The sequence below is a fragment of the Mesorhizobium sp. W067 genome (genome assembly GCF_054719525.1).
On record NZ_JBTTII010000001.1, the window covers coordinates 2243402 to 2269280 of the forward strand.

Annotated in this window: 23 protein-coding genes and 1 tRNA gene; 5 read left to right on the plus strand and 19 right to left on the minus strand. The window is 63.2% G+C overall.

All coding sequences use genetic code 11. From position 1 onward, the window contains the following. Nucleotides 1-137 precede the first annotated feature (137 nt). Nucleotides 138-222: transfer RNA gene (locus ACYG97_RS11140), tRNA-Leu, on the plus strand. 101 nt (nucleotides 223-323) lie between these two features. On the opposite strand, the gene ACYG97_RS11145 is transcribed toward ACYG97_RS11140, so the two are convergent. The 3 genes from ACYG97_RS11145 to ACYG97_RS11155 all read right to left on the minus strand — a co-directional run bounded on the left by ACYG97_RS11145 (nucleotide 324) and on the right by ACYG97_RS11155 (nucleotide 3538). Beyond that, a complete protein-coding gene (locus tag ACYG97_RS11145) occupies nucleotides 324-1772 on the minus strand; it encodes an aromatic amino acid lyase (protein ID WP_023733690.1) in 1449 nt (482 codons plus the stop codon). Nucleotides 1773-1847: 75 nt separating this feature from the next. Then, a complete protein-coding gene (locus tag ACYG97_RS11150) occupies nucleotides 1848-2429 on the minus strand; it encodes a GDYXXLXY domain-containing protein (protein ID WP_023733691.1) in 582 nt (193 codons plus the stop codon). Further along, entirely contained in the window at nucleotides 2426-3538 is a 1113-nt protein-coding gene (locus tag ACYG97_RS11155; RefSeq protein ID WP_023733692.1) for a DUF2157 domain-containing protein, read from the minus strand. Before ACYG97_RS11155 ends, ACYG97_RS11150 begins: the two co-directional genes overlap by 4 nt. Before the next feature lie 235 nt (nucleotides 3539-3773). Between ACYG97_RS11155 and ACYG97_RS11160 the strand changes: the two genes are divergently transcribed. The 3 genes from ACYG97_RS11160 to trmFO all read left to right on the plus strand — a co-directional run bounded on the left by ACYG97_RS11160 (nucleotide 3774) and on the right by trmFO (nucleotide 6038). Next, nucleotides 3774-3914: a DUF1127 domain-containing protein gene (locus ACYG97_RS11160; protein ID WP_006335194.1), complete on the plus strand. Its 141-nt coding sequence runs from the start codon at nucleotides 3774-3776 to the stop codon at nucleotides 3912-3914. A 51-nt stretch (nucleotides 3915-3965) separates the two neighbouring features. After that, nucleotides 3966-4109 carry a DUF1127 domain-containing protein gene (locus ACYG97_RS11165; RefSeq protein WP_023667673.1) on the plus strand — a complete coding sequence of 48 codons (144 nt, stop codon included), beginning with the start codon at nucleotides 3966-3968 and terminating at the stop codon, nucleotides 4107-4109. Between the two features lie 516 nt (nucleotides 4110-4625). Then, nucleotides 4626-6038 (plus strand): methylenetetrahydrofolate--tRNA-(uracil(54)-C(5))-methyltransferase (FADH(2)-oxidizing) TrmFO, encoded by a 1413-nt coding sequence (gene trmFO, locus ACYG97_RS11170; RefSeq protein ID WP_023733693.1) that lies wholly within the window; start codon nucleotides 4626-4628, stop codon nucleotides 6036-6038. 36 nt (nucleotides 6039-6074) lie between these two features. Here the strand turns inward: trmFO and ACYG97_RS11175 are convergent, their stop codons facing one another. The 5 genes from ACYG97_RS11175 to yajC form a co-directional block, all read right to left on the minus strand. Next, nucleotides 6075-6893: a phytoene/squalene synthase family protein gene (locus ACYG97_RS11175; protein ID WP_023733694.1), complete on the minus strand. Its 819-nt coding sequence runs from the start codon at nucleotides 6891-6893 to the stop codon at nucleotides 6075-6077. Between the two features lie 25 nt (nucleotides 6894-6918). Further along, nucleotides 6919-7308, minus strand: coding sequence for an Mth938-like domain-containing protein (locus tag ACYG97_RS11180; protein WP_023688226.1), 390 nt, complete (start codon nucleotides 7306-7308; stop codon nucleotides 6919-6921). An 11-nt stretch (nucleotides 7309-7319) separates the two neighbouring features. After that, complete coding sequence (gene secDF / locus ACYG97_RS11185) at nucleotides 7320-9872, minus strand: protein translocase subunit SecDF (RefSeq protein ID WP_023667677.1); 2553 nt, start codon at nucleotides 9870-9872, stop codon at nucleotides 7320-7322. Between the two features lie 217 nt (nucleotides 9873-10089). Beyond that, nucleotides 10090-11085 carry a SecDF P1 head subdomain-containing protein gene (locus ACYG97_RS11190; RefSeq protein ID WP_023688225.1) on the minus strand — a complete coding sequence of 332 codons (996 nt, stop codon included), beginning with the start codon at nucleotides 11083-11085 and terminating at the stop codon, nucleotides 10090-10092. Nucleotides 11086-11139: 54 nt separating this feature from the next. Then, nucleotides 11140-11487: a preprotein translocase subunit YajC gene (yajC, locus tag ACYG97_RS11195; RefSeq protein WP_023667680.1), complete on the minus strand. Its 348-nt coding sequence runs from the start codon at nucleotides 11485-11487 to the stop codon at nucleotides 11140-11142. 271 nt (nucleotides 11488-11758) lie between these two features. Between yajC and ACYG97_RS11200 the strand changes: the two genes are divergently transcribed. After that, nucleotides 11759-12634, plus strand: a complete 876-nt coding sequence (locus ACYG97_RS11200; RefSeq protein ID WP_023688224.1) for an ATP-binding protein — start codon at nucleotides 11759-11761, stop codon at nucleotides 12632-12634. A 100-nt stretch (nucleotides 12635-12734) separates the two neighbouring features. On the opposite strand, the gene ACYG97_RS11205 is transcribed toward ACYG97_RS11200, so the two are convergent. The 11 genes from ACYG97_RS11205 to ACYG97_RS11255 form a co-directional block, all read right to left on the minus strand. Continuing rightward, a complete protein-coding gene (locus tag ACYG97_RS11205; protein ID WP_023688223.1) occupies nucleotides 12735-14234 on the minus strand; it encodes a peptidoglycan DD-metalloendopeptidase family protein in 1500 nt (499 codons plus the stop codon). A 324-nt stretch (nucleotides 14235-14558) separates the two neighbouring features. Then, nucleotides 14559-15212, minus strand: coding sequence for a protein-L-isoaspartate(D-aspartate) O-methyltransferase (locus ACYG97_RS11210; protein WP_023667683.1), 654 nt, complete (start codon nucleotides 15210-15212; stop codon nucleotides 14559-14561). 26 nt (nucleotides 15213-15238) lie between these two features. Next, nucleotides 15239-16000 (minus strand): 5'/3'-nucleotidase SurE, encoded by a 762-nt coding sequence (gene surE, locus ACYG97_RS11215; protein ID WP_023710683.1) that lies wholly within the window; start codon nucleotides 15998-16000, stop codon nucleotides 15239-15241. Beyond that, nucleotides 16000-17304 (minus strand): serine--tRNA ligase, encoded by a 1305-nt coding sequence (serS, locus tag ACYG97_RS11220; RefSeq protein WP_023706002.1) that lies wholly within the window; start codon nucleotides 17302-17304, stop codon nucleotides 16000-16002. The genes surE and serS overlap by 1 nt, the downstream gene beginning before the upstream one ends. A gap of 116 nt (nucleotides 17305-17420) precedes the next feature. Beyond that, nucleotides 17421-18296: a twin-arginine translocase subunit TatC gene (tatC, locus tag ACYG97_RS11225; RefSeq protein WP_023667686.1), complete on the minus strand. Its 876-nt coding sequence runs from the start codon at nucleotides 18294-18296 to the stop codon at nucleotides 17421-17423. Further along, nucleotides 18293-19033 carry a Sec-independent protein translocase protein TatB gene (gene tatB / locus ACYG97_RS11230; protein WP_023688218.1) on the minus strand — a complete coding sequence of 247 codons (741 nt, stop codon included), beginning with the start codon at nucleotides 19031-19033 and terminating at the stop codon, nucleotides 18293-18295. The genes tatC and tatB overlap by 4 nt, the downstream gene beginning before the upstream one ends. 86 nt (nucleotides 19034-19119) lie before the next feature. After that, nucleotides 19120-19341, minus strand: coding sequence for a twin-arginine translocase TatA/TatE family subunit (locus ACYG97_RS11235; RefSeq protein ID WP_023681650.1), 222 nt, complete (start codon nucleotides 19339-19341; stop codon nucleotides 19120-19122). Nucleotides 19342-19521: 180 nt separating this feature from the next. Continuing rightward, nucleotides 19522-20289: an SMC-Scp complex subunit ScpB gene (gene scpB / locus ACYG97_RS11240; protein WP_023667689.1), complete on the minus strand. Its 768-nt coding sequence runs from the start codon at nucleotides 20287-20289 to the stop codon at nucleotides 19522-19524. Next, the gene (locus ACYG97_RS11245) at nucleotides 20286-21086 is read right to left on the minus strand and encodes a segregation and condensation protein A (RefSeq protein ID WP_023667690.1); all 801 of its coding nucleotides are present in this window, start codon (nucleotides 21084-21086) and stop codon (nucleotides 20286-20288) included. Before ACYG97_RS11245 ends, scpB begins: the two co-directional genes overlap by 4 nt. 174 nt (nucleotides 21087-21260) lie before the next feature. Further along, the gene (gene nagZ, locus ACYG97_RS11250; RefSeq protein WP_023681654.1) at nucleotides 21261-22280 is read right to left on the minus strand and encodes a beta-N-acetylhexosaminidase; all 1020 of its coding nucleotides are present in this window, start codon (nucleotides 22278-22280) and stop codon (nucleotides 21261-21263) included. Nucleotides 22281-22413: 133 nt separating this feature from the next. After that, the gene (locus ACYG97_RS11255; protein WP_023733695.1) at nucleotides 22414-25812 is read right to left on the minus strand and encodes an SPOR domain-containing protein; all 3399 of its coding nucleotides are present in this window, start codon (nucleotides 25810-25812) and stop codon (nucleotides 22414-22416) included. Between the last annotated feature and the right edge of the window lie 67 nt (nucleotides 25813-25879).

The window sequence follows — 25879 nt, forward strand, 5'->3', positions numbered from 1 at the left end:
TCACATTTGACACGCCTTTTGTCACAGGCGAGGCCAATTTTCAACCATCTTCGCGTTGCAGCGAATGACCGCCCCAACGGCAGACATTTTCGCCCCGACATTGACAGAATGATGGCTACATGGGATTGCCGACAAATGCGGATGTGGCGGAACTGGTAGACGCCCTGGATTTAGGTTCCAGTGCCGAAAGGCGTGGGGGTTCGAGTCCCTTCATCCGCACCACCCTTCGCTCTATCGAGCTTCGGGTGGCAGGCCACCCAGGAGCTTGATAAAGCGAAGGGTGTCCTCCGAAGCCGTGGCGTAGGAGGACTGGCGGCGACGGCCTACACTTCAAACACTTGACCGGTAAACCACTCCGCCAATTTCGCCAGCTCCGGCCCCAGCACCCGGTCGGCGTCGACCGGCGGCACGATCTTCCTGATATCCGCCACAAAATCCTGCAATGCCGGCGGCGCGGCGCGTTCAGTCACGTACAGGGCCTGCGAGGCGATCATCGCCAGCATCGCCATTGCCGCATCGAGGCAGCGGCCGGCCGTCGCTTCCTTGGTCCAGGCGAAGAATGCGGTGGTGGCGACGTCGTCCTGGCCGGCGCCGGCCGATTCGGTGCCCGGAATGAAGGTGCGCTGCGCCGCGAGCTTGGCCTGTTCGAGATAGCCGGTGATCGCCATCGGGACATAGCCGACATTGCCATGGCCATCGCTGTCGGCCCAATGCCGCCCGGTCATCAACAGATCGGGCAGCAGCGACACCTTGCCGTTCAGCAGCTTTGAGGCGTGGCGGTCGCAAAGCAGGCAGAGATCGGCCCAGATCGCCGCCAGATCGTCCAATGCCGGTGTCGCCATGGCATTGTGGTAGCCGCCGGTGGAGATGCAGCGTCCCAGCGGATGCGCATCGTCGGGCGGGATATAGACCGGATTGTCCGAGATCGAGGCCAGCGACACGGTCGCCGCCTGCTCGGCGCCCGCCAGCGCCCGATGCGCATGGCCGAGCACGCGCGGCATGATGCGGTAGCTGACCGGCGCCTGATAGTTGCGCCGGCCGTCGCCGGCGCCAACCAGGTATTGCCGCAACCCTTGCAAGGCGGCCGCTTCGTGCGCGTCGCCCCACAGCCCGTCGAGCGCGGCATCATAATGCTCGAGCGGCGCACGAAAGGCTTCGATCGACAGCGCAAACACCTTGTGCGCCATCGCGACGCGACGGCGTGCGGCAAGTGCTGCGTCCGCCACAAGGGCGGCAGCGCAGGGCGAGCCGTTGATCAGCGAGCCCCGCTCCTTCACTTCGAGCTCCAGGCCAGCGGTAAGCGCGGCAAACAGCGGATAGAGCGCCAGGATCTCGCCGGCGCCGCCCTGCCCCTGCGACGACACCACCGGCATCGGTCCACCGTCGAGCATCGCCGCAACGGCTAGCGCGATGACCGGCGTGGTGGCGGCATTGCCTTCGATGAAATTGGTCAGCCGTGCCAGCACGATCGCCCTGACCACGCGCTCGGGCAACGGCTCCCCGAAGGATGTGGCGGCGGCAAAAGCCTTGATGCGCGCATGGCGGTCGCGCTCGTCAAGTTCGAGCTTGCGGCTTGCCAGCTCGCCCATGGCGGTGGTGACGCCGTAGATGACCGGCGGCGGATCGGACTCAATGAGTTTCAGGAACGAGGCGCGGCATTCGGCAATGCGTTGCAAGGCCTTGTCGCCGATTTCGACCGTGTCGTTTCTCCAGGCGACGCGCAAAACGGCATGGAGATTGATATCTTCGCGCGTCGTCACCGTAATCGGCATTGTCTTCGCCCGTCTGGTTTGCATGAGGGCGGAGCGATCGATCGTTGCCGAAATCCATGCCCTGGGTAATGTCTTCTAGTAGAGCGGTTCCTCAAACAATGTCTTGTCGCCGTCCATCAGCCCCTTGATCTGCGCCTGGCCACTGGCGGCGAGCGCGACGCGCACGCCGAATGGCCGCACCCGCATGTCGTTCTGGATCGCCATGCCCTGGCCCTCAGGTAGGTAGAAGCGGTCGATGCCGTATTGCGGTGCGATCGTGGATTCAGGATCAAGCGTCCAGCCCGGCGCGACCTGGCCGACAATATCGGCTTCATCGGCGGTCGCCGGCGTCGGAGCCCTGCCGAACCAGGCCGTGGTCGCATGCCAATAGCCGTCGGCGCCCGGCTTCAGCCGGACCACGATCGGCGTGTTCTCGCTCACGAGCTGGCCGGCCGGGATGTTGGCGATCAGCTTCACCGGCAAGCGCGATATTTCATAGCCGAGGATAATATAGTCGCCGCGCAGCAGATCGCGCGGATCGACCGGCTCGACTTTCAGCAAGACCTCCTTGCCGTTGCGCAGGATCGCCGCGCGGCCGGCGATGATCCAGCTCAGGAAGCCGATCTGGACGAGCGCCAGGACCAGCGCCGAGATGACAAGTTTCTTTCCCGACATCATGCTGCCGCTCCTTCCGGGGCCTTCATGCGTTTTTCCACACGGATGATGACGAGAGCCAGGATGCCGAACAGCACTGCGGCAGCCAGGAAGAAGCCGGCCGTGCCGAGCATCGTCTGCAAGGTCACGACATAGATAATGGCGAGCTCGAAGGCAAAGCCGGCATAGGCAACCCAGCGCAGCCCCCTGCTCTCGCGCCCGCCCAGCATGATCGCCGCGGCAATGCCGGCCAGTGCGATGACCGACGCAATGGCAAAGCCGTTGCTGAAGGCGTTGTCATCGCCCAGTTCGATCTGCATCATCGCCAGCCCGGTGAGAAAGCCGATCAAGGCGTGCAAAGGCAACCGCCCGCCGAGTTGCAAGATCCGGTCGGCCGGCCCAGCGGCGAAGATCGAAACCGCAAACAGCAGCGCCGACACCGCGACCAGAGGAATAGCCAGGGCGAGCGTGTTCTGGTCCAGGCCGCGCACCGCGATATAGAAAATGACCGAGAGAATGATCAAGTGGCGTGCCGGCTGGCTACGCGTCCAGAATGAGACGACAAAAAGCACCGGCGCCATCACGACGAAGAAATCCGGAAATACGGGGCGGTCATAAAAGTCGAACGCGCGCACGAACAGCCAGGCAATGGATATGCCGACGGCAGCGACCGTCAGCGGGTTCGAGCGCAACGCCACCGCGGCAAGTGCCGTGCCGATGCCCCAGGTGACGATGGCCGAGGCCTCGTCGCCCGTGAGATGGTACATCTGGCCGATCAGCGCGATCGATCCGCCGAAGGCCGCGGCGGCCACGATCCACAGCGCCTCGCCGATCGCCGCATGGTCGCGCATCTTCAACACCGCGCCGCCGACATAGCCGGCGAGAATGACGGCAAACAGTGCCGCGACCCGCACCAGCCGCGGGATGGCGTCCCAGTTGGCGGCGACGAAGAGCAGGATCGCGGCGCCGAACAGCAGCGCCGCCATCATGGCCAATATAGTGCCGAAGCTCAGCGATTTGCGCTCGTTTGCGTCGATGTCGCACTTAAGCGCATCGGCCGTCTTCGCGTCGATCAGGCCGGCCTGCAGCCACCGCCCGATATCGGCCCTCGCCCGTGACGAATAACTCGCCATGTCGCTTCTCCCCCAGCTTGGTCTTTCTGACAGCCGATCCGCTCAAATCGTTGACGCAACGTCATTTTCCGATTCGGGTCTCTTCATGACGAAGCCGTGAACGCGCGTTAATGTTGCATTGCACAATTTGCATTGCTGCCATGCGCCAACAGCACTTTTAAATCGATATTACCCAGCCTATTTACTGTTCGTACACAAACGGAATGATCCGAAGAAAGACGAAACGAGCACTACCATGAACCTGATCCGCAACTACCGCAACTGGCGCCGCTACCGGGACACCGTCTCCGAGCTGAGCCGCCTATCGAACCGTGAACTGACCGACCTCGGCATCAGCCGCAGCGACATCCACTACGTCGCCCGCAAGGCGGTCTAATCCTCTTCGGATCGCAAATGGTCCGAACCAGTTTTGAAAAAGAGAACGACAATGAACCTGATCCGCAACTATCGTAACTGGCGCGTTTACCGCGACACCGTTACCGAGCTGGGTCGCCTTTCGAACCGTCAGCTCCATGATCTCGGCATCGTCCGTGACGAGATCAAGATCATCGCCCGCAGGGCGACGATCTAGCCAGAATTTCGCCAGGGTCGACCTCCTCCCCGACCCTGACGGATACGGTCAGCCTTCACCTCCTCCCGAGGGTTGACCACCAAAACGGCGCCCGCCGCACCTCCTCCCGCGGCGGGCGCTGTTTCCAAAGCGAACGCAGTTCGTCTTTCCGAAGCGAACGCTAGTTCGTCTTCAAAGTGAACGCAGTTCGTCTTCCAGGGATTTCGCCTCCCTCGATCCGGCGAAAAGAATTTCGTCAAAGCCGACCTCCTCCCCGGCGATGGCGAATACGGCCGATCCCCACCTCCTCCCGAGGATCGGCCCCAAAAACGACACCCGCCGCACCTCCTCCCGCGGCGGGTGTTGTTGTTTTTGGGCAGGCTTTTCAATTGCGCATGCAGTCGATCGAGGCGCTTTACGCCGCCATCAGACCGTCGCCGCGGACATAAGAAAGTCGAGCTCCGTCGCTGCACGACAATGACCCACGCTCGCACCGGCCAATTGCAAACGGCGCGCCAAGCGATTATTCCGGCGCTCATGAGCAAAAATCCTATCCACGTCGTCGGCGGCGGCCTCGCCGGCTCCGAAGCCGCATGGCAGGCAGCGCAAGCCGGCGTTCCCGTCGTCCTGCATGAGATGCGCCCGGTGCGCGGCACCGATGCGCACAAGACCGATGGGCTTGCCGAACTCGTCTGTTCCAATTCCTTCCGCTCCGACGATGCCGAGAACAATGCCGTCGGCCTGCTGCATGCCGAAATGCGGTTGGCCGGCTCGCTGATCATGAGTGCCGGCGACGCCAACCAGGTGCCGGCCGGCGGCGCGCTGGCCGTCGATCGCGACGGCTTCTCCGACGCGGTGACGAAAAGGCTCGAAGCGCACCCGCTGATCACCATCGAGCGGGAGGAAGTGCCGGGCTTGCCGCCGGCGGAATGGGACCAGGCGATCATCGCCACCGGCCCGTTGACCGCGCCGTCGCTCGCCCAGTCGATCGCCGAGGCAACCGGCGCCGACGCGCTGGCCTTCTTCGACGCCATCGCCCCGATCATCCATTTCGACACGATCGACATGGACATTTGCTGGTTCCAGTCGCGCTACGACAAGGTTGGGCCCGGCGGCACCGGCAAGGACTACATCAATTGCCCGATGGACAAGGACCAGTATCTCGCCTTCGTACAGGCGCTGGTCGACGGCCAGAAGACCGAATTCAAGCAGTGGGAAGGCACGCCCTATTTCGACGGCTGCCTGCCGATCGAAATCATGGCCGAGCGCGGCGTTGAGACGCTGCGCTACGGGCCGATGAAGCCGATGGGGCTGACCAATGCCCACAATCCGACGGTAAAAGCCTATGCCGTGGTGCAGCTGCGCCAGGACAATGCGCTGGGCACGCTCTACAACATGGTCGGTTTCCAGACCAAGCTGAAGCATGCCGAGCAGGTGCGCGTCTTCCGCACCATTCCGGGCCTGGAAAACGCCGAGTTCGCCCGTCTCGGCGGCCTGCACCGCAACACCTACATCAATTCGCCGACCTTGCTCGACGCCTCGCTGCAGCTGAAGTCGCGGCCGGGCCTGCGCTTTGCCGGCCAGATCACCGGCTGCGAGGGCTATGTCGAGAGCGCGGCGATCGGCCTGCTCGCCGGCCGCTTCGCCGCCGCCGAGCGGCTCGGCCACGCGCCATCGCTGCCACCGCTCACCACCGCCTTCGGCGCCTTGCTCAACCACATCACCGGCGGCCACATCGTTTCCGACGACGAGCCGGGCAAACGCTCGTTCCAGCCGATGAACGTCAATTTCGGCCTGTTCCCGCCGGTGGAAGCACCGAAGACCGAAGGCAAACGCCTGCGCGGCAAGGACAAGACGGTGGCCAAGCGCCACGCGATCACCTCACGCGCGCGGGCAGATTGTCGGGAGTGGCTAGGGCTGCCGGCGCAAACATCGGAAGCTGCTGAATAGCCAAGTCTCAGAGTCCTAACGCGATTGACGTTAACGTCAACTCGCTGGCCAACCCCGCGTTGCGCGCCTGAGCAACAGCCAATGCCGGCGCAGAGCCGAAAGCCGGGCTGCGCCACCAAGCGGCGAGCGGCCATTGGCCATCTTGCCGAGATAGGCGCTGGTCAGCGCCAGCGGCAGGAACGCCGGACGCAGCGTTTCCGGAAGTGCGGACGCCCCTTGCTCGAAAGCGCGGAGATGCTCCTGCGCCAATGCAATCATCGCAGCCACCGCGCGCTGAGCGCCGGGGCCGTCGTCGCCGCCGACGAACTCTTCCGGCGATGAGCCTACCGCGGCAAGGATATCCGCCGGCACGAAGCATTGCCCGCGCCGGCGATGCAGCGGCAACAGCAGCAACAGGCCGGTCATCGCCTGGGCGCAGCCGGCCCTGCCCGCCAGTTCGGCAAAGGGCGGCGCCTGATTGGGATCGAGCACCATCGCCGCCAGCTGGATCAGCGCGGCCGCCGTCTCGCCGCAATATCCCTCGAGATCGGTGCGCGACGGCATCGGATCGTCATAGAGGTCGAAGATGCGGGCCTCGAGCATGTTGTCGAAGGCAGTTTTGGGCAGGCCATGGGCAGAAATCGTCGCCTTCAGCGCATCGGCGAGCGGGTTGCCTGTGGCTGCGGCTTCAGCAGCGATGACATCGCGCCACCATTGCAGCCTCACTTCGCCCGGCAATGCCTCGTGGATGCGGTCTCGGACAGACGCAATCTCGGCATTGAAGGCGTAAAGCGAAAACAGCGCCGCGCGCTTGTTGGCCGGTGCATAGAGTGCGCTGACATAGCGGTCATGGTCGCCGGCGCGCACCGTCTCCATGACGATGTCAGCTGTATCGGTCACGTCAGTCGACGGCGATCAGCGCCGCGGCCACGGCGCGGTCTTCGGCAAGCAGAACATTGTAGGTCCGCACCGCTGCCCCCGTCGACATCGGGTCGGAGCCAATGCCAGCCGCTTTCAGCGCCGCCCGAAGTGCTGTCGGCAAGGGCCGCAAATCCTTGCCTGTGCCGACCAGCAGGATCTCGACCTTGCCGGCCTCAGCCAGCAGCAGGTCGAAATCCGCCGCCGTCAGGGCCAGCGGATCGGCCGGCTCCCAGCCATGGATGCCGGAGGGCAGGCAAAGAAGCGAGCCGCGATGCGACATGTCGGCGAAGCGGAAGCCGCCATTGCCGTAGGCTTCGATCGGCGCCCGTCCGGGGAAATGCGCCTCGCGGATGACGATGCCTTTTGCCACCAGCGCAGCCGTCAGGTCGCCATGGCCTTGCCGCCACCAACCGGCTTCTCCTCATCGGCGCTCGCTCCCTGCGGCCTGAGCCTGAACAGGATCAGCAAGGGCGCTGCGATGAAGATCGACGAATAGGTGCCGAAGACGACGCCGAACAGCATCGCCATGGTGAACGAGCGGATCACCTCGCCGCCGAACAACACGAGCGCCAGCAGCGCCAGGATGGTCGTCACCGAAGTCAGCGTCGTTCTCGACAGCGTCTCGTTGATGGCGTTGTTCAACAATTGTGGGAGCGGCATTCGTTTGTATTTTCGCAAATCTTCTCGAACACGGTCATAGACGACGATCGTGTCGTTGAGCGAATAGCCGATAATGGTCAGGATCGCCGCCAGCGAAGACTGGTTGAACTCGAGCCCGGTGATGACGAAGAAGCCCAGCGTCATCACCACATCGTGCACCGTCGCCACGATTGCGCCGACCGCGAACTGCCATTCGAAGCGGAACCAGACATAGACCAGGATGCCGATCAGCGCGATGATCATCGCAATCGTGCCTTGCTTGGCCAGTTCGCCCGAAACGGTGGGACCCACCACCTCGACGCGGCGGAAATCGTAATTGTCCTGCAGCTCGCCGCGCACCTTGTCGATGACGGTCTGCTCGGCGTTCTCACCGCCATCCTGGGTGCCAACGCGGATCAGCACGTCATTCGGCGCGCCGAATTGCTGGACCTGCACTTCACCGATATTGAGCTCCGACAGCCGGCTTCTGATATCGCCAATATCGGCGTCGCCTTGCTTGGACTGCACCTCGATGATCGAGCCGCCCTTGAAGTCGATGCCGTAGTTGATGTCGATGGTCAGGAATCCGATAACCGACGCGATCGACAGCAGGCTGGACAGTGCGAACGTCCAGCGGCGGATGCCCATGAACGGGATTTTCGTGCCGGCCGGAACGAAGGTCACCGGCGCACGCGGCAATTCCTTCGGACGCGCACGGCGCAGCCAGATCGACACCAGCAGACGGGTGAAGGTGAAGGCGGTGAACACCGTGGTCAAAATGCCGATGGCATAGGTGATGGCGAAGCCCTTGACCGGTCCGGTGCCGAGATAGAACAGCACGACCGTGGCAATCAGCGACGTCACGTTGGAATCCACGATGGTCGCCAACGCCTTGGTGAAGCCTGTGTCGATCGACTGGATGACCGAACGGCCGGCCCGTCGCTCCTCTCGGATACGCTCATAGATCAGCACGTTGGAATCGACCGCCATGCCGATGGTCAGCACGATACCGGCAATGCCGGGCAAGGTCAGTGTCGCGCCAAGCAGCGACAAGACCCCGACGATCATCGCCACGTGCACGGCGAGCGCAATGTTGGCGAGGAAGCCGAGAAGTCCGTAGGCGACGAACATGAAGGCGACGACGAGAATGGAGCCGATGATGCCGGCGACCTTGCCGGCATGGATCGAATCCTGGCCGAGGCCCGGGCCGACGGTGCGTTCTTCGATCACGGTCAGCTTTGCCGGCAGCGCGCCGGCGCGCAGCAGCACGGCGAGGTCGTTGGCGCTTTCGGCGGTGAAATTGCCTGAGATCTGGCCGCTGCCGCCGAGGATCGGTTCGCGGATCACCGGCGCCGAAATCACCTGATTGTCGAGGATGATGGCGAACGGCTTGCCGACATTCTGCTGCGTCGCCTGGCCGAATCGTGTCGCACCGCGCGAGTTGAAGACGAACGAAACCACCGGCTCGTTGTTTCGGGAATCATAGGTTGCCGTCGCCTTGGCAAGATCTTCACCGGACACGATGACGCGATTTTCCACCAGATACGGAACCGGCGGATCGTCCTGCGAATAAAGCACCGAGGAGCCTGCCGGCGGGCGGCCGTTCAGCGCATCCTGCACCGACATCGAGGTATCGACCATCTGGAAGGTCATCTTGGCGGTCTGGCCGATGATCTCCTTCAGCCTTTGCGGATCCTGCAGGCCCGGCACCTGGACGAGTACACGGTCGTCGCCCTGCCGCTGCACGATCGGCTCGGTGGTGCCGAGTTCGTTGACGCGACGCTCGACGACTTCGATCGACTGCGCCAATGCGGCCGAGGTGCGGTATTTGATGCCGGCGTCGGTGACGGTGAATTTGAGCAGCCCGGCTTCGGAATCATCCAGGGACATCTCCTGGATGGAGCCACCGGTGAACAGGCCGGCGGCGACCGGATCGGTCAGCGGCTTAAGCGCCGCCTTGGCGGCATCGATCTGGGTTGGATCGGTGATGCGCACTTGTACGGTCCTGCCGGTGCCGCCAAGGCCGGTATAGCCCACCTTGGCATCGCGCAGCAGCGTGCGGATCTCGTCGCGCGTCGTTTCCAGCTGCGCCTTGACCAGGTCGTTCTGGTCCATCTGCAAGAGGATGTGCGAACCGCCCTGCAGATCGAGACCAAGCGTCATCTGCCGCTTCGGCACCCAGTTGGGCAATTGCGCCAATGTGCTGGCCGGGAAGAGATTTGGCGCGGCAAGGATGAATGTGACGGCCACGGCGATCCAGATCAGGATCATCTTCAGGCGCGAAAAATACAGCATATGGCGTTGTCCGTCAGGGCGTACTGGCGGATCGTTCCGCCGACAATTCGGTTATTTCTTGGCGTTCTTATTTGCCACCGGCTCGCCCTTAACCCGCACTTCGCCGATTGTCGAGCGCGCTGAGGTCAATTTGGCGCTGCCGCCGGCAGCGGTTTCGGCGTCAATCGCCTCTGTCGGTTCCATTCTAATTCTGATCACCGCCGGGCGCTATCGTGCGCTACTCGACTATTTTCAATTGTGCAGGCATCGGTCCGGAACGCAAAAGCAAGGCCAGATCATCGGCGTTCTCCTTTGTAAGGTTGCCCGATATCTGGCCGCGGCCGTTAAGAATTGGCTCGCGGACGACTGGCACCGAAAGCACTTGGTTGTCGAGGATCATCGCAAATAGCTTGCCGACATTCTGCGAGGTCGCCTGCGCAACGCGTGCCGTTGCCCTGGAATCGAAGGTGAACGAAACCGCCGGCTCATTTGTGACGGAGTTGGGAGTCGCCTGAGCATTGACAATGTCGTCACTGGAAACGATCGTTCGGCTCTCAACCAGATAGGGAACCGGTGGATCGTCCTTCGAATAAACCACCACCGAGCCAGCGGGCGTCCGGCCATTGATCGCATCAGCGACCGGCATCGACTCATCAACCCACTGAAAAGTCAGCATTCCGGTTCGGGTGAGAATTCTCCTCAGCCTTTGCAAATCCGCAACGCCCGAGGTCCGGACCAGCATACCGTCTTCGCCCTCTGGCCGCACTACTGGGTCGGCTACACCAAGATCACGCAGGCGATTCTTAATGACCACGATCGACTGCGCAAGCGCGATCGACATCCGATACTTGATACCTGTGTCTGTTACCGTGAACTTGAGCAACGCTGCTCCGGTATCATCCAGGATCACTTCCTGGACCGGACCAGCGCTGCCAAGGACAGGATCAGTCACCGCCTCCAATGCCATCTTGGCCGCGCCGACCTGAGCGGCGTCGGTGATATGCACCTGAACGGCCCGACCCGACTTAGCAAGACCAGTATAGCCGATCCTTGCATCGCGCAGCAGCGTCCTGATTTCGTCACGCGTCGCCTCCAACCGGCGATCGATCACATCGGTCGCGTCCAATCGAAGCAGCACGTCCGCGCCGGCAGCGTGAAGACTGGGCGCGTCGACGAGCATTGTGGCCATAGCAAGCCAGATCAGGATCATTTTCAGGCGCGAAAAATGGACCATACGCCGTCTTTTGTCAGAGCTCTGCCCGCGGATCGCTCCGCTTGGGAAACTGGCTTACTTCTTGGCGTTCTGGTTGGCCACCGGCTCGCCCTTGACCCGAACATCGGCGATCGTCGAGCGCAGCGCCGTCACCTTGGTGCCGCCGCCAAGGTCGATCTCAAGCTCATTGTCGTCGATCACCTTGGTCACCTTGCCGACGAAGCCGCCGCCGGTGATGACCGTGTCGCCACGGCGCACGGCCGAGATCATCTCCTGGCGCTTCTTCAACTGGGCGCGCTGCGGCCGGATGATGAGGAAATACATGATCACGAAGATCAGAACGAACGGGAGTATCATGCCGATATCCCCGAACGGACCAAGCGGAGTTCCGGTAGCTTGGGCGTATGCCGGTGTGACGAACATCAAGAACTCCTGGTTACGAAGAAGGCCGTAGGGCGGCCTCGCCAAATTTGGCCGGAATATAGTGGGTAAAGTTACCAATGCAACTGCGCGGCCGGGCTTTCAGCTGCTTTTCCGGCCGGTTGACCCGTGTTAGAGCATGCTCCCGGAATACGGGCGTGGTTTTCGCAAAAGATCATGCCCAAACAAAAGCTTGGAACCAGTTTCTATCTCGCCCGGATCAAGACGATTTCGGCCCCTACGCACGTTCGTGCGGAAACATAAAAGACGAGACATGACCGACAGCACCATCGAGGCCCTGAACCAAAAGCTCGACCGCCTGATCGAGGCGGTCACCCGCCTCGCCCCGCCGCCGGTGCCGCAAACCGATCTTGCGGTTGCCGATTGCTTCGTCTGGCAGGCCGACCCCGGCTATCTCGAGCCGGTGCGCAAGGTCAACCGCGTCGACATCGGCCTGATCCGCGGCGTCGACCGCGTGCGCGACATTCTGGTCGAAAACACGGAACGCTTCGCCGCCGGCCATGCCGCCAACAATGTGTTGTTGTGGGGTGCGCGCGGCATGGGCAAATCCTCGCTGGTCAAGGCCGTGCATGCGCAGATCAACGCCCAGGCCAAATCCGACCTGCCGCTCAAGCTGATCGAGATCCATCGCGAGGATATCGACACGCTGCCCAGGTTGATGGGCCTGCTGAAGGCGGCGCCGTTTCGCTTCATCCTGTTTTGCGACGACCTCTCCTTCGACCATGACGACACCTCCTACAAGTCGCTGAAGGCAGCCCTTGAAGGCGGCGTCGAGGGCCGCCCGGCCAATGTCATCTTCTACGCCACGTCGAACCGCCGGCACCTGTTGCCGCGCGACATGATCGACAATGAGCGCTCGACCGCCATCAACCCGTCCGAGGCGGTCGAGGAAAAGGTTTCGCTGTCCGACCGTTTCGGCCTGTGGCTCGGCTTCCACAAATGTTCGCAGGACGAATATCTCGACATGGTCAACAGCTATGCCAGCCATCACGGGCTCACTATCGACCCGGAGCAGCTGCGCGCCGAGGCGCTGGAATGGGCAACGACGCGCGGCAGCCGCTCGGGCCGCGTCGCCTGGCAGTTCACCCAGGATCTGGCCGGCCGGCTCGGCAAGCCGCTGAACGACTGATTGATTTCCGTCAGGTCACTGAAAAAGCCCGCCCCTTGCGGAGCGGGCTGAGCCGGCGGGCCGGACTGGAGGTCAGACGGCCTGCAAAACGTTTATTGTTCTATTCGAGATAGCCAGAGGGGTCGACCGGGGCCGAGTTCTTGCGCACTTCGAAGTGCAGTTTCGGCGAGTCGGTGGTCCCGCTCATGCCCGACAGCGCGATTTCCTGGCCGCGCTTGACCTTCTGGCCGCGCTGCACCTCGATCGACCTGGCGTGACCATAGACGGTGACCAGCCCGTTTTCGTGGCGCACCAGAACCGTATTGCCGAATTCCTTGAGGCCGTCGCCGGCATAGATGACCACGCCGTTTTCGGCCGCCTTGACCGGCGTCCCCTCAGGCACGGCGATGTCGACACCATCCTTGCCGCCACCAAAATTGGAGATGACGCGGCCACGCACCGGCCAACGCATCTTGCCGATGCCGGTGGCATCGGGCGCAACAGCATCGTCGTCCTCGGCCTGCTGGATAACCTTGGCGTCCTTCTTCGGCGGCGTGTAGGTGGCGAGTGTCTCCGTCGGCTTTGCCGCCGGTTGGGTGGTCGCGGTCGTCACCGGATCAACTTTGGCCGGCTTGGCGCTGGCGACCGTTGCGGTGCCACCTGCCGGAACCTTCAGCGTCTGGCCGATCTTGAGCAGGCCGTCCTGCATGCCGTTCGCCTGCTTCAGCACCACGACGCCAACGCCGGTCTTCCTGGCGATGGAGGACATGGTGTCGCCTGACTGGACCGTGTAGGTGCCCGCGCCGGCCTTTGGCGCGGCCGAGGCCGTCTGCGCCGGCTTGTCGGTCTTCGGCTTGTTCGCTGCCGAAGCGTCAACCTGCGCGGCGGACTTGCCGTCCTTGAGTTTCGGCTGCTGCGGCAGCACGGCGACCTTTTCCGGCGCCGGCGCCTTGGGGCTGTTTGCCGGCTTGCCGTCGGCAAGTTTCGGCTCTGTCCCCTTGCTTGAATAGGCATAGGCCGGGATGACCAGTTTCTGACCGGTCTTCAGCCCCTTGGTGGCGCTCAAGCCGTTGACCTTCATGATCACGTCGGCGGGCACATGATAGCGATGAGCGATGCCGGAAATGGTCTCGCCGTCGCTGACCACGATCTCGGTCGCATGCGGCGTACCAGCCGCAACTGGTTTCGGATCGGAGTCACCGGCATTCTTGAACGGCCTCGCCGGCTGGACGGTGCCGGTAGTCGTTCTGTCGACATGCGGTGCCGGTGCAAGCGCCGGCGCGGAAGCGGTACGCATCGGAGCAGCTTTGGGCGCGCTCGGCGGCGGCAGCTGCTGGACGGTGACCGGCTCCAGGCTGGAGCGGCTGACCGACTGGTTATGGCTGCCATCGACAGGTGCCGCAGCGATCGGCTCGGCCGCCACATCGCCCGGATAGGGCTGAGCGGTGCTCTGCTTGTCGATGATGGCGCGCTGATTGTTGGTCGAGGAGGTGAAGACGTCGTCGACACCATTGAACCGCGAGACTTGGGAGCTACACCCCGCCGCCACTCCGGCTAGCATGAGGACAGCGCAGCCCCGCGACAGAGTACGCCCGTTTGCCTTCAAAACACTGAATTGCATCGCACTAACCCGCACAGACCCGGTACACACTGGTCATGATTAAAGCGCGTTAATGTTACTGGCGGGTTAACCCCATAGAATCAGACGCAAATTTTCTTAAAACATTTTCGAACGCGCCGAAGGTGCGTTGAGATTCAGGTCAGGCCGAGTCGAAAATGACAGGTTCTGAGAACCGGCCTACGCCGGCCGTAGCCTTCATAGAGCGGAGGCATTTATGACGGCTTCGACCGGCGAAGGCCGGAGCGGAGCGTACTCAAACATGTGAGCACCGGAAGCGCAGGAACCTGCCATTTGCAGGCCGGCCTCACATGAATATCAGCGCACCTAAATAACCGCCGCGACGCTGCGCAGGATCGGCTGCAGGCGCACGGTGCCGATATCCTCGCGCTCGAAGCGGCTGCCGACCTTGGTCAGCTTGGCCAGCACCTGCTCGCCCTCCTCCGGCCCGATCGGGGCAATGACGATGCCGCCGCTCGACAATTGGTCGAGCAGGAAGCGCGGCAGGCTGTCGAAAGCCGCCCAGGCTACGATGCGGTCGAACGGCGCTTCATTGGCAAGCCCGTTGGAACCGTCGGCCTGGCGCACGATGACATTGCCGATGCCGAGCGCCTCGAAGCGTTGCCTGGCCTGCTCGGCCAGCGTTTTGTAGCGGTCGACGCTGACGATGCGCGCCGCGAGCCGCGACATCACCGCTGCCGTGTAGCCCGAGCCGGTGCCGATCTCCAGCACCCGGTTGCCGGGCTCTATTGCCAGGGCCGCAATCACCGCCGCCTGCAGATCGGCGCCCTCGATCGCCTCGCCGCATTCGATCGGCAGCATGCCGTCCGACCAGGCGATGGAATGGAACTGGCCGTTGAGGAAGCCGCGCCGCGGCGTCGCCTCGAAGGCTGCGATCAGCGCCTTCGGCACCGCGCCTTGGCCGCGCAGGCGCAGCAGGAAAGCGGCAAAACCCTCGCGATCGTCGAGCGGCAAGTTCATGCCAGAACCTTCTTCATGCGAACACCTTATTCAGACAGCGCCTTGGTCAGTTGGTCACGGATTTCATGCGCGGTGAGGTCAAGCTGCAGCGGCGTCACAGACACGAGCCGGTTGCGCAGAGCATGGAGATCGGTGCCCTGCTTGCCCTCGACCGGCTCGCGGCCGAAGCGCAGCCAGTAATAAGGCAGGCCGCGCCCGTCGCGGCGCTCGTCGACCCAAAGGCTGTGCACCAGCTTGCCCTGCGACGTCACGACGGTGCCGGCAACCTCGTCAGGGAGGCAGTTGGGAAAGTTGACGTTGAGCAGCACGCCGTCCGGCAGCGGCATGGCGACGAGCTTTTTCAGCAACGCCGGCGCCAGCGCCTCGGTGGTCTCATAGGGAACGACGCGGTCCTCGCCGACATAGGAATAACCCTGGCTGAGTGCGATCGAGCGGATGCCGAGCAGCGCGCCTTCCATGGCGCCGGCGACGGTGCCGGAATAGGTGACGTCGTCAGCGATGTTGGCGCCGGAATTGACACCGGACAGGATCAGGTCCGGCGCGCCAGGCAGGATCTTCTTGACGCCCATGATGACGCAGTCGGTCGGCGTGCCGCGCACGGCGTAGTGTTTCTCGCCGATCTTGCGCAGCCGGAGCGGCTCCGAGATCGACAGCGAGTGCGCGTAGCCGGACTGGTCCTGCTCCGGCGCCACGACCCAGACATCGTCCGACAGCGTGCGGGCGATGCGTTCGAGCGACGCCAGGCCCTCGGCATGAATGCCGTCATCATTGGTCAGAAGGATGCGCATTACTTCGATTCGATCTTCGCCAGACCGCCCATATAAGGCCGCAGCACTTCAGGAATGGTTACGCTGCCATCCTCATTCTGGTAGTTTTCGATGACGGCAATCAGCGCACGGCCGACAGCGGTGCCCGAACCGTTCAGCGTGTGCACAAAGCGGTTGCCGTTGCCGTCCCTGTCCTTGTAGCGGGCATCCATGCGCCTGGCCTGGAAGTCGCCGCACACTGAACAGGACGAGATCTCGCGATAGGCGTTCTGTCCAGGCAGCCAGACCTCGATGTCGTAGGTCTTGCGCGCGCCAAACCCCATGTCGCCCGTGCACAGGACCATGGTGCGGAACGGCAGCTCCAGTCGCTTCAGCACCTCTTCGGCGCACTGCGTCATCCGCTCGTGCTCGGCGAGCGAAGACTCCTGGTCGGTGACCGAGACCAGCTCGACCTTGTAGAACTGGTGCTGGCGCAACATGCCGCGCGTGTCGCGGCCGGCGGAGCCCGCTTCCGAGCGGAAGCACGGCGTCAGCGCCGTATAGCGCAGCGGCAGCTTTTCATGGGCCGTGATTTCTTCGCGCACCAGGTTGGTGAGCGGGACCTCGGCGGTTGGAATCAACCCGAGCCGGCCATCGCCATGCTGCACGAAGAACAGGTCGTCCTCGAATTTCGGCAGCTGGTTGGTCCCGAAAAGCACTTCGTCGCGCACCATCAGTGGCGGGATGACTTCTTCATAGCCATGCTCGGTCGTGTGCAGATCGAGCATGAACTGGCCGATGGCGCGCTCCATCCGCGCCAGCCCGCTCTTCAGCACGGTGAAGCGTGATCCCGACAGCTTTGCCGCCCGCTCGAAATCCATCATGCCGAGCGCTTCGCCGATCTCGAAATGCTCCTTCACCCAGTTCGGCCGAGTCGGCACCTCGCCGACGATATGCTTGACGACATTGTCGTGCTCGTCCTTGCCGACCGGCACGTCGTCGAGCGGCACATTCGGCAGCACCGCCAGCGCATCGTTCAGCGTCTTGTCGAGCTCGCGCTCGCGCGCCTCGCCATTCTGGATGAAGGTCTTGATATCGCCGACTTCGGCCTTGAGCTTTTCGGCAAGTGCCGTGTCGCCCGAACGCATGGCGTTGCCGATCTCCTTCGAGGCGGCGTTGCGGCGTTCCTGCTTGGTCTGCAGCTCGGTGACGTGCTCGCGCCGCGCTTCGTCCTTCTTGATCAGCTCATCGACCGTGGACTGCGCCTCGTCAGCCGACCACGAGCGCTTGGCCAGCGCCTCGACAAGGGCCTTCGGGTTGTCGCGAATCCATTTGATATCAAGCATGGTTGGTTCGTCCTCAGAATAAGGCTGAGGGGGTAAACCGCATCCTTCATCGATGCAAGATGAGGGTCAGCGGCTGTCGCGTTTTTCCGCTAACGCGGATACCCGAACGCGACAGCCTATGAACGAGCCTGCTTTGAGGACGCGTCCGCCGCCTTTTCGGCCACGGCTTCGGCGGCTTCCTGCTTCTCGCGCGCCAGCTTCTGTTTGACCTGATCGCGCTCGATCAGCCGGGCCGCCCAGATCGACACCTCGTAGAGCAGGATGGTCGGGATGGCCAAACCGATCTGGCTCATCGGATCAGGCGGCGTCAGCACCGCCGCGACGACGAAGGCGATGACGATCGCCCATTTGCGCTTCTCGGCCAGCGCCTTCGACGACAGCATGCCGACGCGCGTCATCAGGCTGGTCACCACCGGCAGCTGGAACACCAGGCCGAAAGAGAAGATCAGCGTCATGATCAGGCTGAGATATTCCGACACTTTCGGCAGCAGCGAAATCTGCACCTGGTCGTCGGTGCCGGCCTGCTGCATGGCGAGGAAGAACCACATCACCATCGGCGTGAAGAAGAAATAGACCAGCGACGCTCCCATCAGGAACAGGATCGGCGATGCGATCAGGAACGGCAGGAAGGCGTTGCGTTCGTTCTTGTAGAGGCCTGGCGCGATGAATTTGTAGATCTGCGTGGCGATCAGCGGAAAGGCGATGACCATGCCGCCGAACATGGCGAGCTTGACCTGGGTGAAGAAGAATTCCTGCGGCGCCGTATAGATCAGCTCGACCTTGTGCGGATCGAGCCCGGCCCACTGCGTGGCCCACTTGAACGGAACGACCAAAAGATTGAACAGCTTCTTGGCAAAGAAGAAGCAGACGAGGAAGGCGACGAAGAAACCGCCGATCGACCAGATCAGCCGCCGGCGCAGTTCGATCAGATGCTCCATCAGCGGAGCCGACGACTTCTCGATCTCGTCCTTTTCGCTGTCCGTAATGCTCACTTGGCGGCCCCCGCCGTCTTCTTGGACGCGGGCTTCGTGGCCGGCGCAGGCTTCGGCTCAGCCTTTGTGACTGCCTTCGGTGCAGCAGCCGGCTTGGTGGCGGCTTTTCCGGGTGCAGCCTTGGCGGGCGCCGCTGACGGCTTGGCCGCAACCTTCGCCGCAGGCGCCGGCTTTGCCGGTGCTGCCTTGGCTGCCGCTGTTTTGGTTGCCGGGGCCTTTGATATCGCAGCCCCCTTGGCGCGCGCGTTTCGTGGCGCTGCTGTTGCTGCAGCCGGTGTCACCACCGCCTCGTCGGTCATCGCCGGAAGGATCGGCGCCGCCGGCGCTGTTTCCGGTCCGTTGACGCCGGGCATCACCGTCGCGCCGTTCTTGAGCGGCTCGGCCGCCTGTGGTGTTTCTGCCGCCGGCGTTGCGGGGTCGACGGCGGGCTTCGGCTTCATCACCGCATCGACGCCGGAGCGAACCTCTGCTGCCGCCTGTTCGAACGGATTGAGCTGCTTGCGGATCTCGGCCGCCGGATTGAGGCCGCGCAGCGTATCGACCGACTTCTTGACGTCGTCGAGCTCGGCTTCCTTCAACGCCTCGTTGAACTGCTTCTGGAAGTCAGAGGCCATGGCACGCAGTTTCGCCGTCGTGCGGCCGAAGGTGCGCAGCATATTGGGCAAATCCTTGGGTCCGACGACCACGATCATGACGATCGCGATCACCAGCATTTCGGTCCAGCCGACTTCAAACATGGCAATCAGTTCCGACTAGTGCTTGTCGCCCAAAAGTGCGAAGCGGTTTTGGGACAACGACTTGCACAAAAGCAACAACCTTCGGCTCAGCTCTTGCTGGCCTTTTCCTTCACTGCCGAAACGGTCTCGTCCGGGCGGTGCTCGACGGTGCGCTTGTCTTCGGCGGTATCGTCATCGGCCATGCCCTTCTTGAAGCTCTTGATGCCCTTGGCCATGTCGCCCATCAGCTCGGGTATCTTGCCGCGGCCGAACACCAGCAGCACGATCACCAGCACGATCATCCAGTGCCAAATCGAAAATGAACCCATTGTAACTCTCTCTCGAATGTTTTCCCTGGCGATGATCTATGCGTTTTCGCGTTGGGATTCAAACACAACAGCGACAAAGTTTATGAAGGCGCGGCTTATGTCACGCATTTTCGGCAAAGCTGCCCGCTACCAATCGGCGCATCTACCGCAGCAATGCAGCTTTTTGACAGCGGCTTGCGGTCAATCTTCCGTGACGCGCGGCGTCAGCAGGCCGAGTTCCTCGAGATCGATGTCGGTCAACGCATCCTCGTCCTCGGTCAGCGCGTCCGGATCGGCCGGCGGCAACGGGATGGCGAAATTCGACGGCATGCGGCCGGAGAGCAGCCCTGCCCCCTTCAGTTCGTCCATCCCGGGAAGATCGCGGATCTCCTCCAGTGCGAAATGGTCGAGGAAAGTGTCTGTCGTGCCGTAGGTGACGGGACGGCCGGGCGTGCGGCGGCGGCCGCGCATGCGCACCCATTCCGTTTCGAGCAGCGTATCCAGCGTGCCCTTCGAGGTCTCGACGCCTCTGATGTCCTCGATCTCGGCGCGCGTCACCGGCTGGTGGTAGGCGATGATCGCCAGCACTTCGAGCGCGGCGCGCGACAGCTTGCGCTGCTGCACCGTGTCGCGGCTCATCAGGAAGGCGAGATCGCCGGCGGTACGGAACGCCCAGGCATCGCCGACCCGAACCAGATTGACGCCGCGCCGCGCATAGATCTGCTGCAGCTCAGCCATGGCAGCGGCAATGCTGATGCCATCGGGCAATCTGGCTGCGAGCTGCTTTTCGCTGACCGGCTCGGCGCTGGCGAACACGATCGCCTCGGCCATGCGTATGGCTTCGGCCATATGCAGCCGTTCGCCAGGATTCAGAAGCAGGGTATCAGTCGGGTCCTGGGCGATAATGCCCTCCTCGGTCTCTTCTTCGACCTTGAACGGAATGACCGAAGCGTTGGCGCGTTCGCTCATGATGCCACCTCGACTGCCTTGATTGGTTGCGCGCGGCCGCGCAGATAGAGCGGCGCGAACACCTGGTCCTGTCGCATCTCGATGCTGCCTTCGCGCACCAGTTCCAGCGACGCCGCGAACGAGCTGGCAATCGCGGTACGCCGTTCGTCCGGGCTGGTCAGGTAATTGATCAGATAGCTGTCCAGCGCCGTCCAGTCGCGCAGCGAGCCGATCAGCCGGGTCAGGATATCGCGCGCATCCTTGAGCGACCACACGCCACGCCGGGCAATTGTCACATTGGTGATCGCCTGTTTCTGGCGCTGCTGCGCATAGGCGGTGAGCAAATCGTAGAGCGAGGCCGAATAGGCGTTACGCTTCTCGACGATGACCATTTCAGGCATGCCGCGTGCAAACACGTCGCGGCCGAGCCGGTTGCGGTTGACCAGCCTTGCCGAGGCGTCGCGCATGGCCTCCAGACGCTTCAGCCGGAACTGCAGCACCGCGGCCAGTTCCTCGCCGCTTTCGCCTTCCTCGCCGGGCTGCTTGGGGATGAGGAGCTTCGACTTGAGGAAGGCCAGCCACGCCGCCATCACCAGGTAGTCGGCGGCAAGCTCAAGCCTTAGCGCCCTCGCCGTCTCGACGAAGGTCAGATACTGCTCGACCAGCGCCAAGATGGAAATCCGCGACAGATCGACCTTTTGGTTGCGGGCGAGATGCAGCAAGAGGTCGAGCGGACCTTCGAACCCGGCGACGTCGACGACAAGCGACGGGTCGCCGGTGACCCGTGAATCGTCGTTCTCGGCCCACAGACGGTCCATCGGTGCGGCCTTCGCAGCCTTGCTGTCCAATGTCTCCGCCACTTGTTCCTTTACCTCTGGTTAGAGCATGATGCCGAAAAGTGTGAAGCGGTTTTCGGACGACATCATGCTCTCTCTATCTAATTTAGAGACGGATTCAGATTTCAGGTCGAACAGACCTGAAATCATCCGTCTCTAGGCCACCGCATCGAAATAGGTGGCAAACTCGGCGCGTATCTCGGTTTCGTCGGCCCGGTCGCGATCCCTTATATAGGTCAGCGCCCGCTTGGCGCGCTCCAGCGATGTCCCTTCAAGTCCCGTGGTTCGCGATGCGATGCCCGCCATCTCCTCGAAAACGCCATTGCAGTGAAGGACCAGATCGCAGCCCGCCGCAAGGATCGAGGCCGCCTTTGTCGGGAAATCCCCAGAAAGTGCCTTCATCGAGGTGTCGTCGCTCATCAACAGCCCGTCGAAGCCGATCTCGCGGCGGATGATCTCGTCGATGACCTTGCCTGACGTGGTCGCCGGGTTGTTCGGATCGATGGCGCTATAGACGACATGCGCCGTCATCGCCATCGGCAGATGGCTAAGCTCGCGGAAAGGGGCGAAATCATGCCGCTGCAGGTCGCTCAGCGAGGCATCCACCACAGGCAGTTCGAAATGCGTGTCGGCAAAGGCGCGCCCGTGACCCGGAATGTGCTTCATGACCGGCAGCACGCCGCCCGACATCAGCCCTTCCGCCGCCGCGCGGCCGAGTTCGATGACCGGGCGCGGCTCCTTGCCATAGGCGCGCGCGCCGATGACGTCGCTGGCGCCCTCGATCGGCACGTCCAGCACCGGCAGGCAATCGGCAGAGATACCGTAGCGTAACAGGTCGAAGGCGTGCAGCCGCGCCATCAGCCAGGCAGCGCGGGTGCCGGCATCATGGTCCTTGCGCCACAATGCACCGAGCGCGCCGCCGGCGGGATAGTTCGGCGCCAGCGGCGGCCGCAGGCGCTGCACCCGGCCACCTTCCTGGTCGATGAACACCAGCGCATCGGGGCGCCCGATACAGTCGCGCATTTCGGCGACCAGATCGCGGATCTGCTCGGTTTCGCCGATGTTGCGCGCAAACAGGATGAAGCCCCACGGGCATTCATTGCGATAGAAACGGATTTCTTCGCGGGTCAGCGATTTCCCGGCACAGCCGAGGATCATGGATTTTGATTCGGTCATTCCACCAGTTTAGGGCTTCGCGCCGGCAAAGGGAATCTCCCCGGACGGCAAGCGCCTCAACCTCTCGCCCATCCACATGAAAAAGCCGGCGCGACCCTTGGGAACGCACCGGCTCTGATAATTGGATCCGGCCTTACCGCGAAACGAAGCAGTTGCCGCCGGCAGCCTTGTAGCTGGTGCACAGATTGATCGCATCGTTGCGCGATTGCGCAGGCACCCGGACACGGTAGAAGGTGCCCTTGCCGGCGATCTCCGCCTTGACGATGTTGGCGGTGCGACCGGCGAGCACATTTCCATAGCGGCGCTGCAGGTCGGCGTAGTTGGCCTGGGCGCTTTCGACCGTCGGCTGCGAAGCGATCTGCATCGACCACGAACCGCCCGATGTCGAAGCCGTCGCCGGGATGGAGGCAACCTGGTCGGGCTTGACCTCGCCGACCACGTCGACCGGCTGGTCGGACGGGCGCTGCGGCGCCACGGCAACCGTCTGCGGCGTGTTGGCGGACTGGGTCTCAGCCTTCGGCGTGGCCGCCGGCTTCACCGGCTTGACCGGCTTGGCGGTCTCGGCACTTGCCTGGTCGCTATTTGCCTGATCGGCAGGCGCCACGGTGCCGGTCTGCTCGGCATCGGCCGAAGGGGCGACGTGCTGCGGCGCCGGGTCAAGCGGCTCAGTCGCCGCAACCTGTGGCGCGGCCGGCGTCGAGTCCTCGCGGGCCACCAACGAGCCGTCGGGCTTGACCACCATGGTCCGCACCTTGCGCGGGGCAACGGCGACCGTATCGGGGTTCTTGTCGGCTTCCTGCAGCACCTGAGCGATGCGGTCCTCGGACTTTGGCGCCGGCGCGACAGCCGCGTCGGGGTTGACGGCAGCTTCGGGGTTGACGGCAGCTTCGGGGTTGCCGGCAGCGTTGGGGCCTGGGGCAGTATCGTCGGGCGACAGATCGACGACGCGGCTTTCAGGCTCCTGCGCCTTCACATCGACCGGCTCTTCGGTGTTGGTGACCAGCTTCTCCTGAACCGGCTCGGCCGGCTTGGTGCCCTTGGCGACCGCATCATAAACCTTGTTGTCCTGGTTCGGCACCACGGCGCCGCCCGGATTTTCGGGCTTGACCTTGATCGGCCTGTTGTCGGCTTTGACAATGACCGGCGCATCGCTGCCGCCCTTTCCGCCGAACGACAAGGCGAAGGCGCCAAGGCCGCCGGCAATCGCAACCGCAGCAACGACCCCCGCGACCAGCAGGCCGCTCCTGCGCGGCCGTGCGGCTTCCTGCTCGGCGAGGCCCGGCACCGCCATTGCCTCGTCCAGATCCGGATCGTAGTCGAGTTCGTCGACCGCGAAATCGTCGGCCTGCGAAACCGGCTGGCTGCCGGGCAGATCGTCCATGTCGAAGCCGCCGGCGGCATCGGCGTGGTGAGCTTGCGTGGCTGCAAGCACTTCGGCTGGCCGCGCCGCATAGGCGCGCTGGTCGAGCTCGTGGCCCGAACTGAAGCCGGAACTGTAGGAATCGTCATCATAGCCGGCACTGCGTGCGGCAGTGGGCGGCGCCACTTCCACCGCGTTCATCTCGTTGAGCATGCCGGCGAATTCGCCGTCGATGTCGTCATAGGCGGCCGGCTCGTCTTGCTCGAAGCTGAGTTCTGGAATGTCGAGGTCGTCGGCAATCGCCACCACACGCTCCGGCACATCGACCGTCTCGACATCCGGCATCTCGTCATAGGCCTGAGGCGGCGCCTGGCGCGATGGCGTCGGCGCCACATAGGCAGCAGCTGCAACCGGCTGGTCGCGATAGCTTGGCGCTGCCGCCGGCGGCATGGACGGCTTTTCTGCAAAAGAAGGTTGCGGCTGCGCTGCAAAGGAAGGCTGGGCCGGGGTGGGAGTCACGCGGCTCCACGAACGCGCCGGCTCCGGCGGCGTCGAGCGCCAATCGCCAGCGACCGGTGCTGCCGTGTCATTACCGAGATCGATGCCCTTGGCGAGCGCCGCATCGAAGGCATGATCATCGAACTCGATCTCGGGCTCATGGCCCTCGAGTTCGCCGGCAAGCAGATCGTCGAAATCGGCATCGTCCGCCCGGGCCTCCTGAGGAGCCGGCGCGTGTTCGTCCAGGTCCCAGTCGAGATTATCGACCGGAGCGACCGGCGTTGCGACGGACCGCTGCACCGGGGCAACCGGCTCATAAGTCCTGGCGGGCTCGATGGCGGCAGCCCTGGTGGGCTCGGTGACGACCGGAATCGGCGCGACTGGCGCCGGGCGTGGTGTGGTCATGGCGCCAAGCAGCGCGTTGAGTTCATCTTCCAACGTCCGTTCGTCAGCGACCGGAGCGGCCGGGGTCGCCATATTGGTAGGCGCCACATAGGCTGGTGCGACCGGAGTTGGCTGAACCGGAGTGGGTGCGATCTCGGCAACCGGCTCGTGATCGGCAAGCGCATCATCGATGCTCAGATCGAAATCGTCGAATGCTTCGTGCGCAGTCTCATGAGAGGGGCTGGCCTCCACAGTCCAGGCCGGCGTCTCGTTCACTTCCGGCGCATCCATCTCAACCGGCGCGCTGGCCTGCAGATCGCTGACATCCAGATCGCGCTCTTCCGGATCCTCGGCCTCAACAGGCTGAGCCTCGAAAGCCTGAGGCTCGAAATGCTCGGCCGCAAAATCCTGGGCTGCAAAATCCTGGGCCGCAAAGTCCATGTCGACATCGGCCATCGCGTCATCGAAATGACCCGCAAAATCCTCGTCGGCAACAGTGTGGTCGGCGACTCCGACGACCGGCGCCTCGGCTACTGGCGCGGCATACTGGTCCTGCGCCGGCGCAGGACCGTCCAGCGTCAGCTCGTCTTCCAGCGACATCGAGACGGCATTGTCGAAATCATCGTCGAACGCGACATCGTCGGCGGGCGCAGCAGCAACCTGGGCTACATCTGCGGCATGGGCGACGGTCGCATCGTCATCGAGCAGCAACCCCTGCTCGAGCGAAGCGGCAAGCTCGTCATCAATCGGCAGGTCGTCTTCGAGCGGCGATACGTTTTCCAGTGAACTGGCCACGGCATTGTCGAAATCGTCATCGAATGCAGCTTCGTCGAATGCGGGCTCGGCAAACCAAGGTTCGGCAACCGAGGGTTCAACGGGAGCAGCCGCAGCCTGCGGGGCAGCGCCGAAATCCAGATCGGCGGCATCGTCGAAGACGAAATCATATTCCAGCGAAGCAGCCAGCGCATCGTCCATCGCGGCATCGGTGGTTTCGAAAGCCGGCTCGCGAATCTCGGCAGCAGGTTCGTAGGGCTCAGCGGCAGGCTGGTGAACCTCGGGAGCTGGCTGGCTGGCCTCCATGGAACCGACTTCATCGCCGAATTCGCCCATCAACTCCTTCTCGAGGTCGATGTCGAAATCGCCCTCGTCCGCAGCCGTCTCGACGGCTGGCGCCTGCGGCTTGACCGGCTGGCGCGGATCGAAACCCATGATCCTGGTCAGTTCAGCGAACGGATCATCTTCGGCGATGTCGTTGTTGTCGGCTACTCTCAGCTGGGTTCTGTCTGCCATTATTGTTCCCGAACTCGCACTCATTCGGACGCCATGGACGTCGCGTAGGGTTGGCCCTTACCAGCGC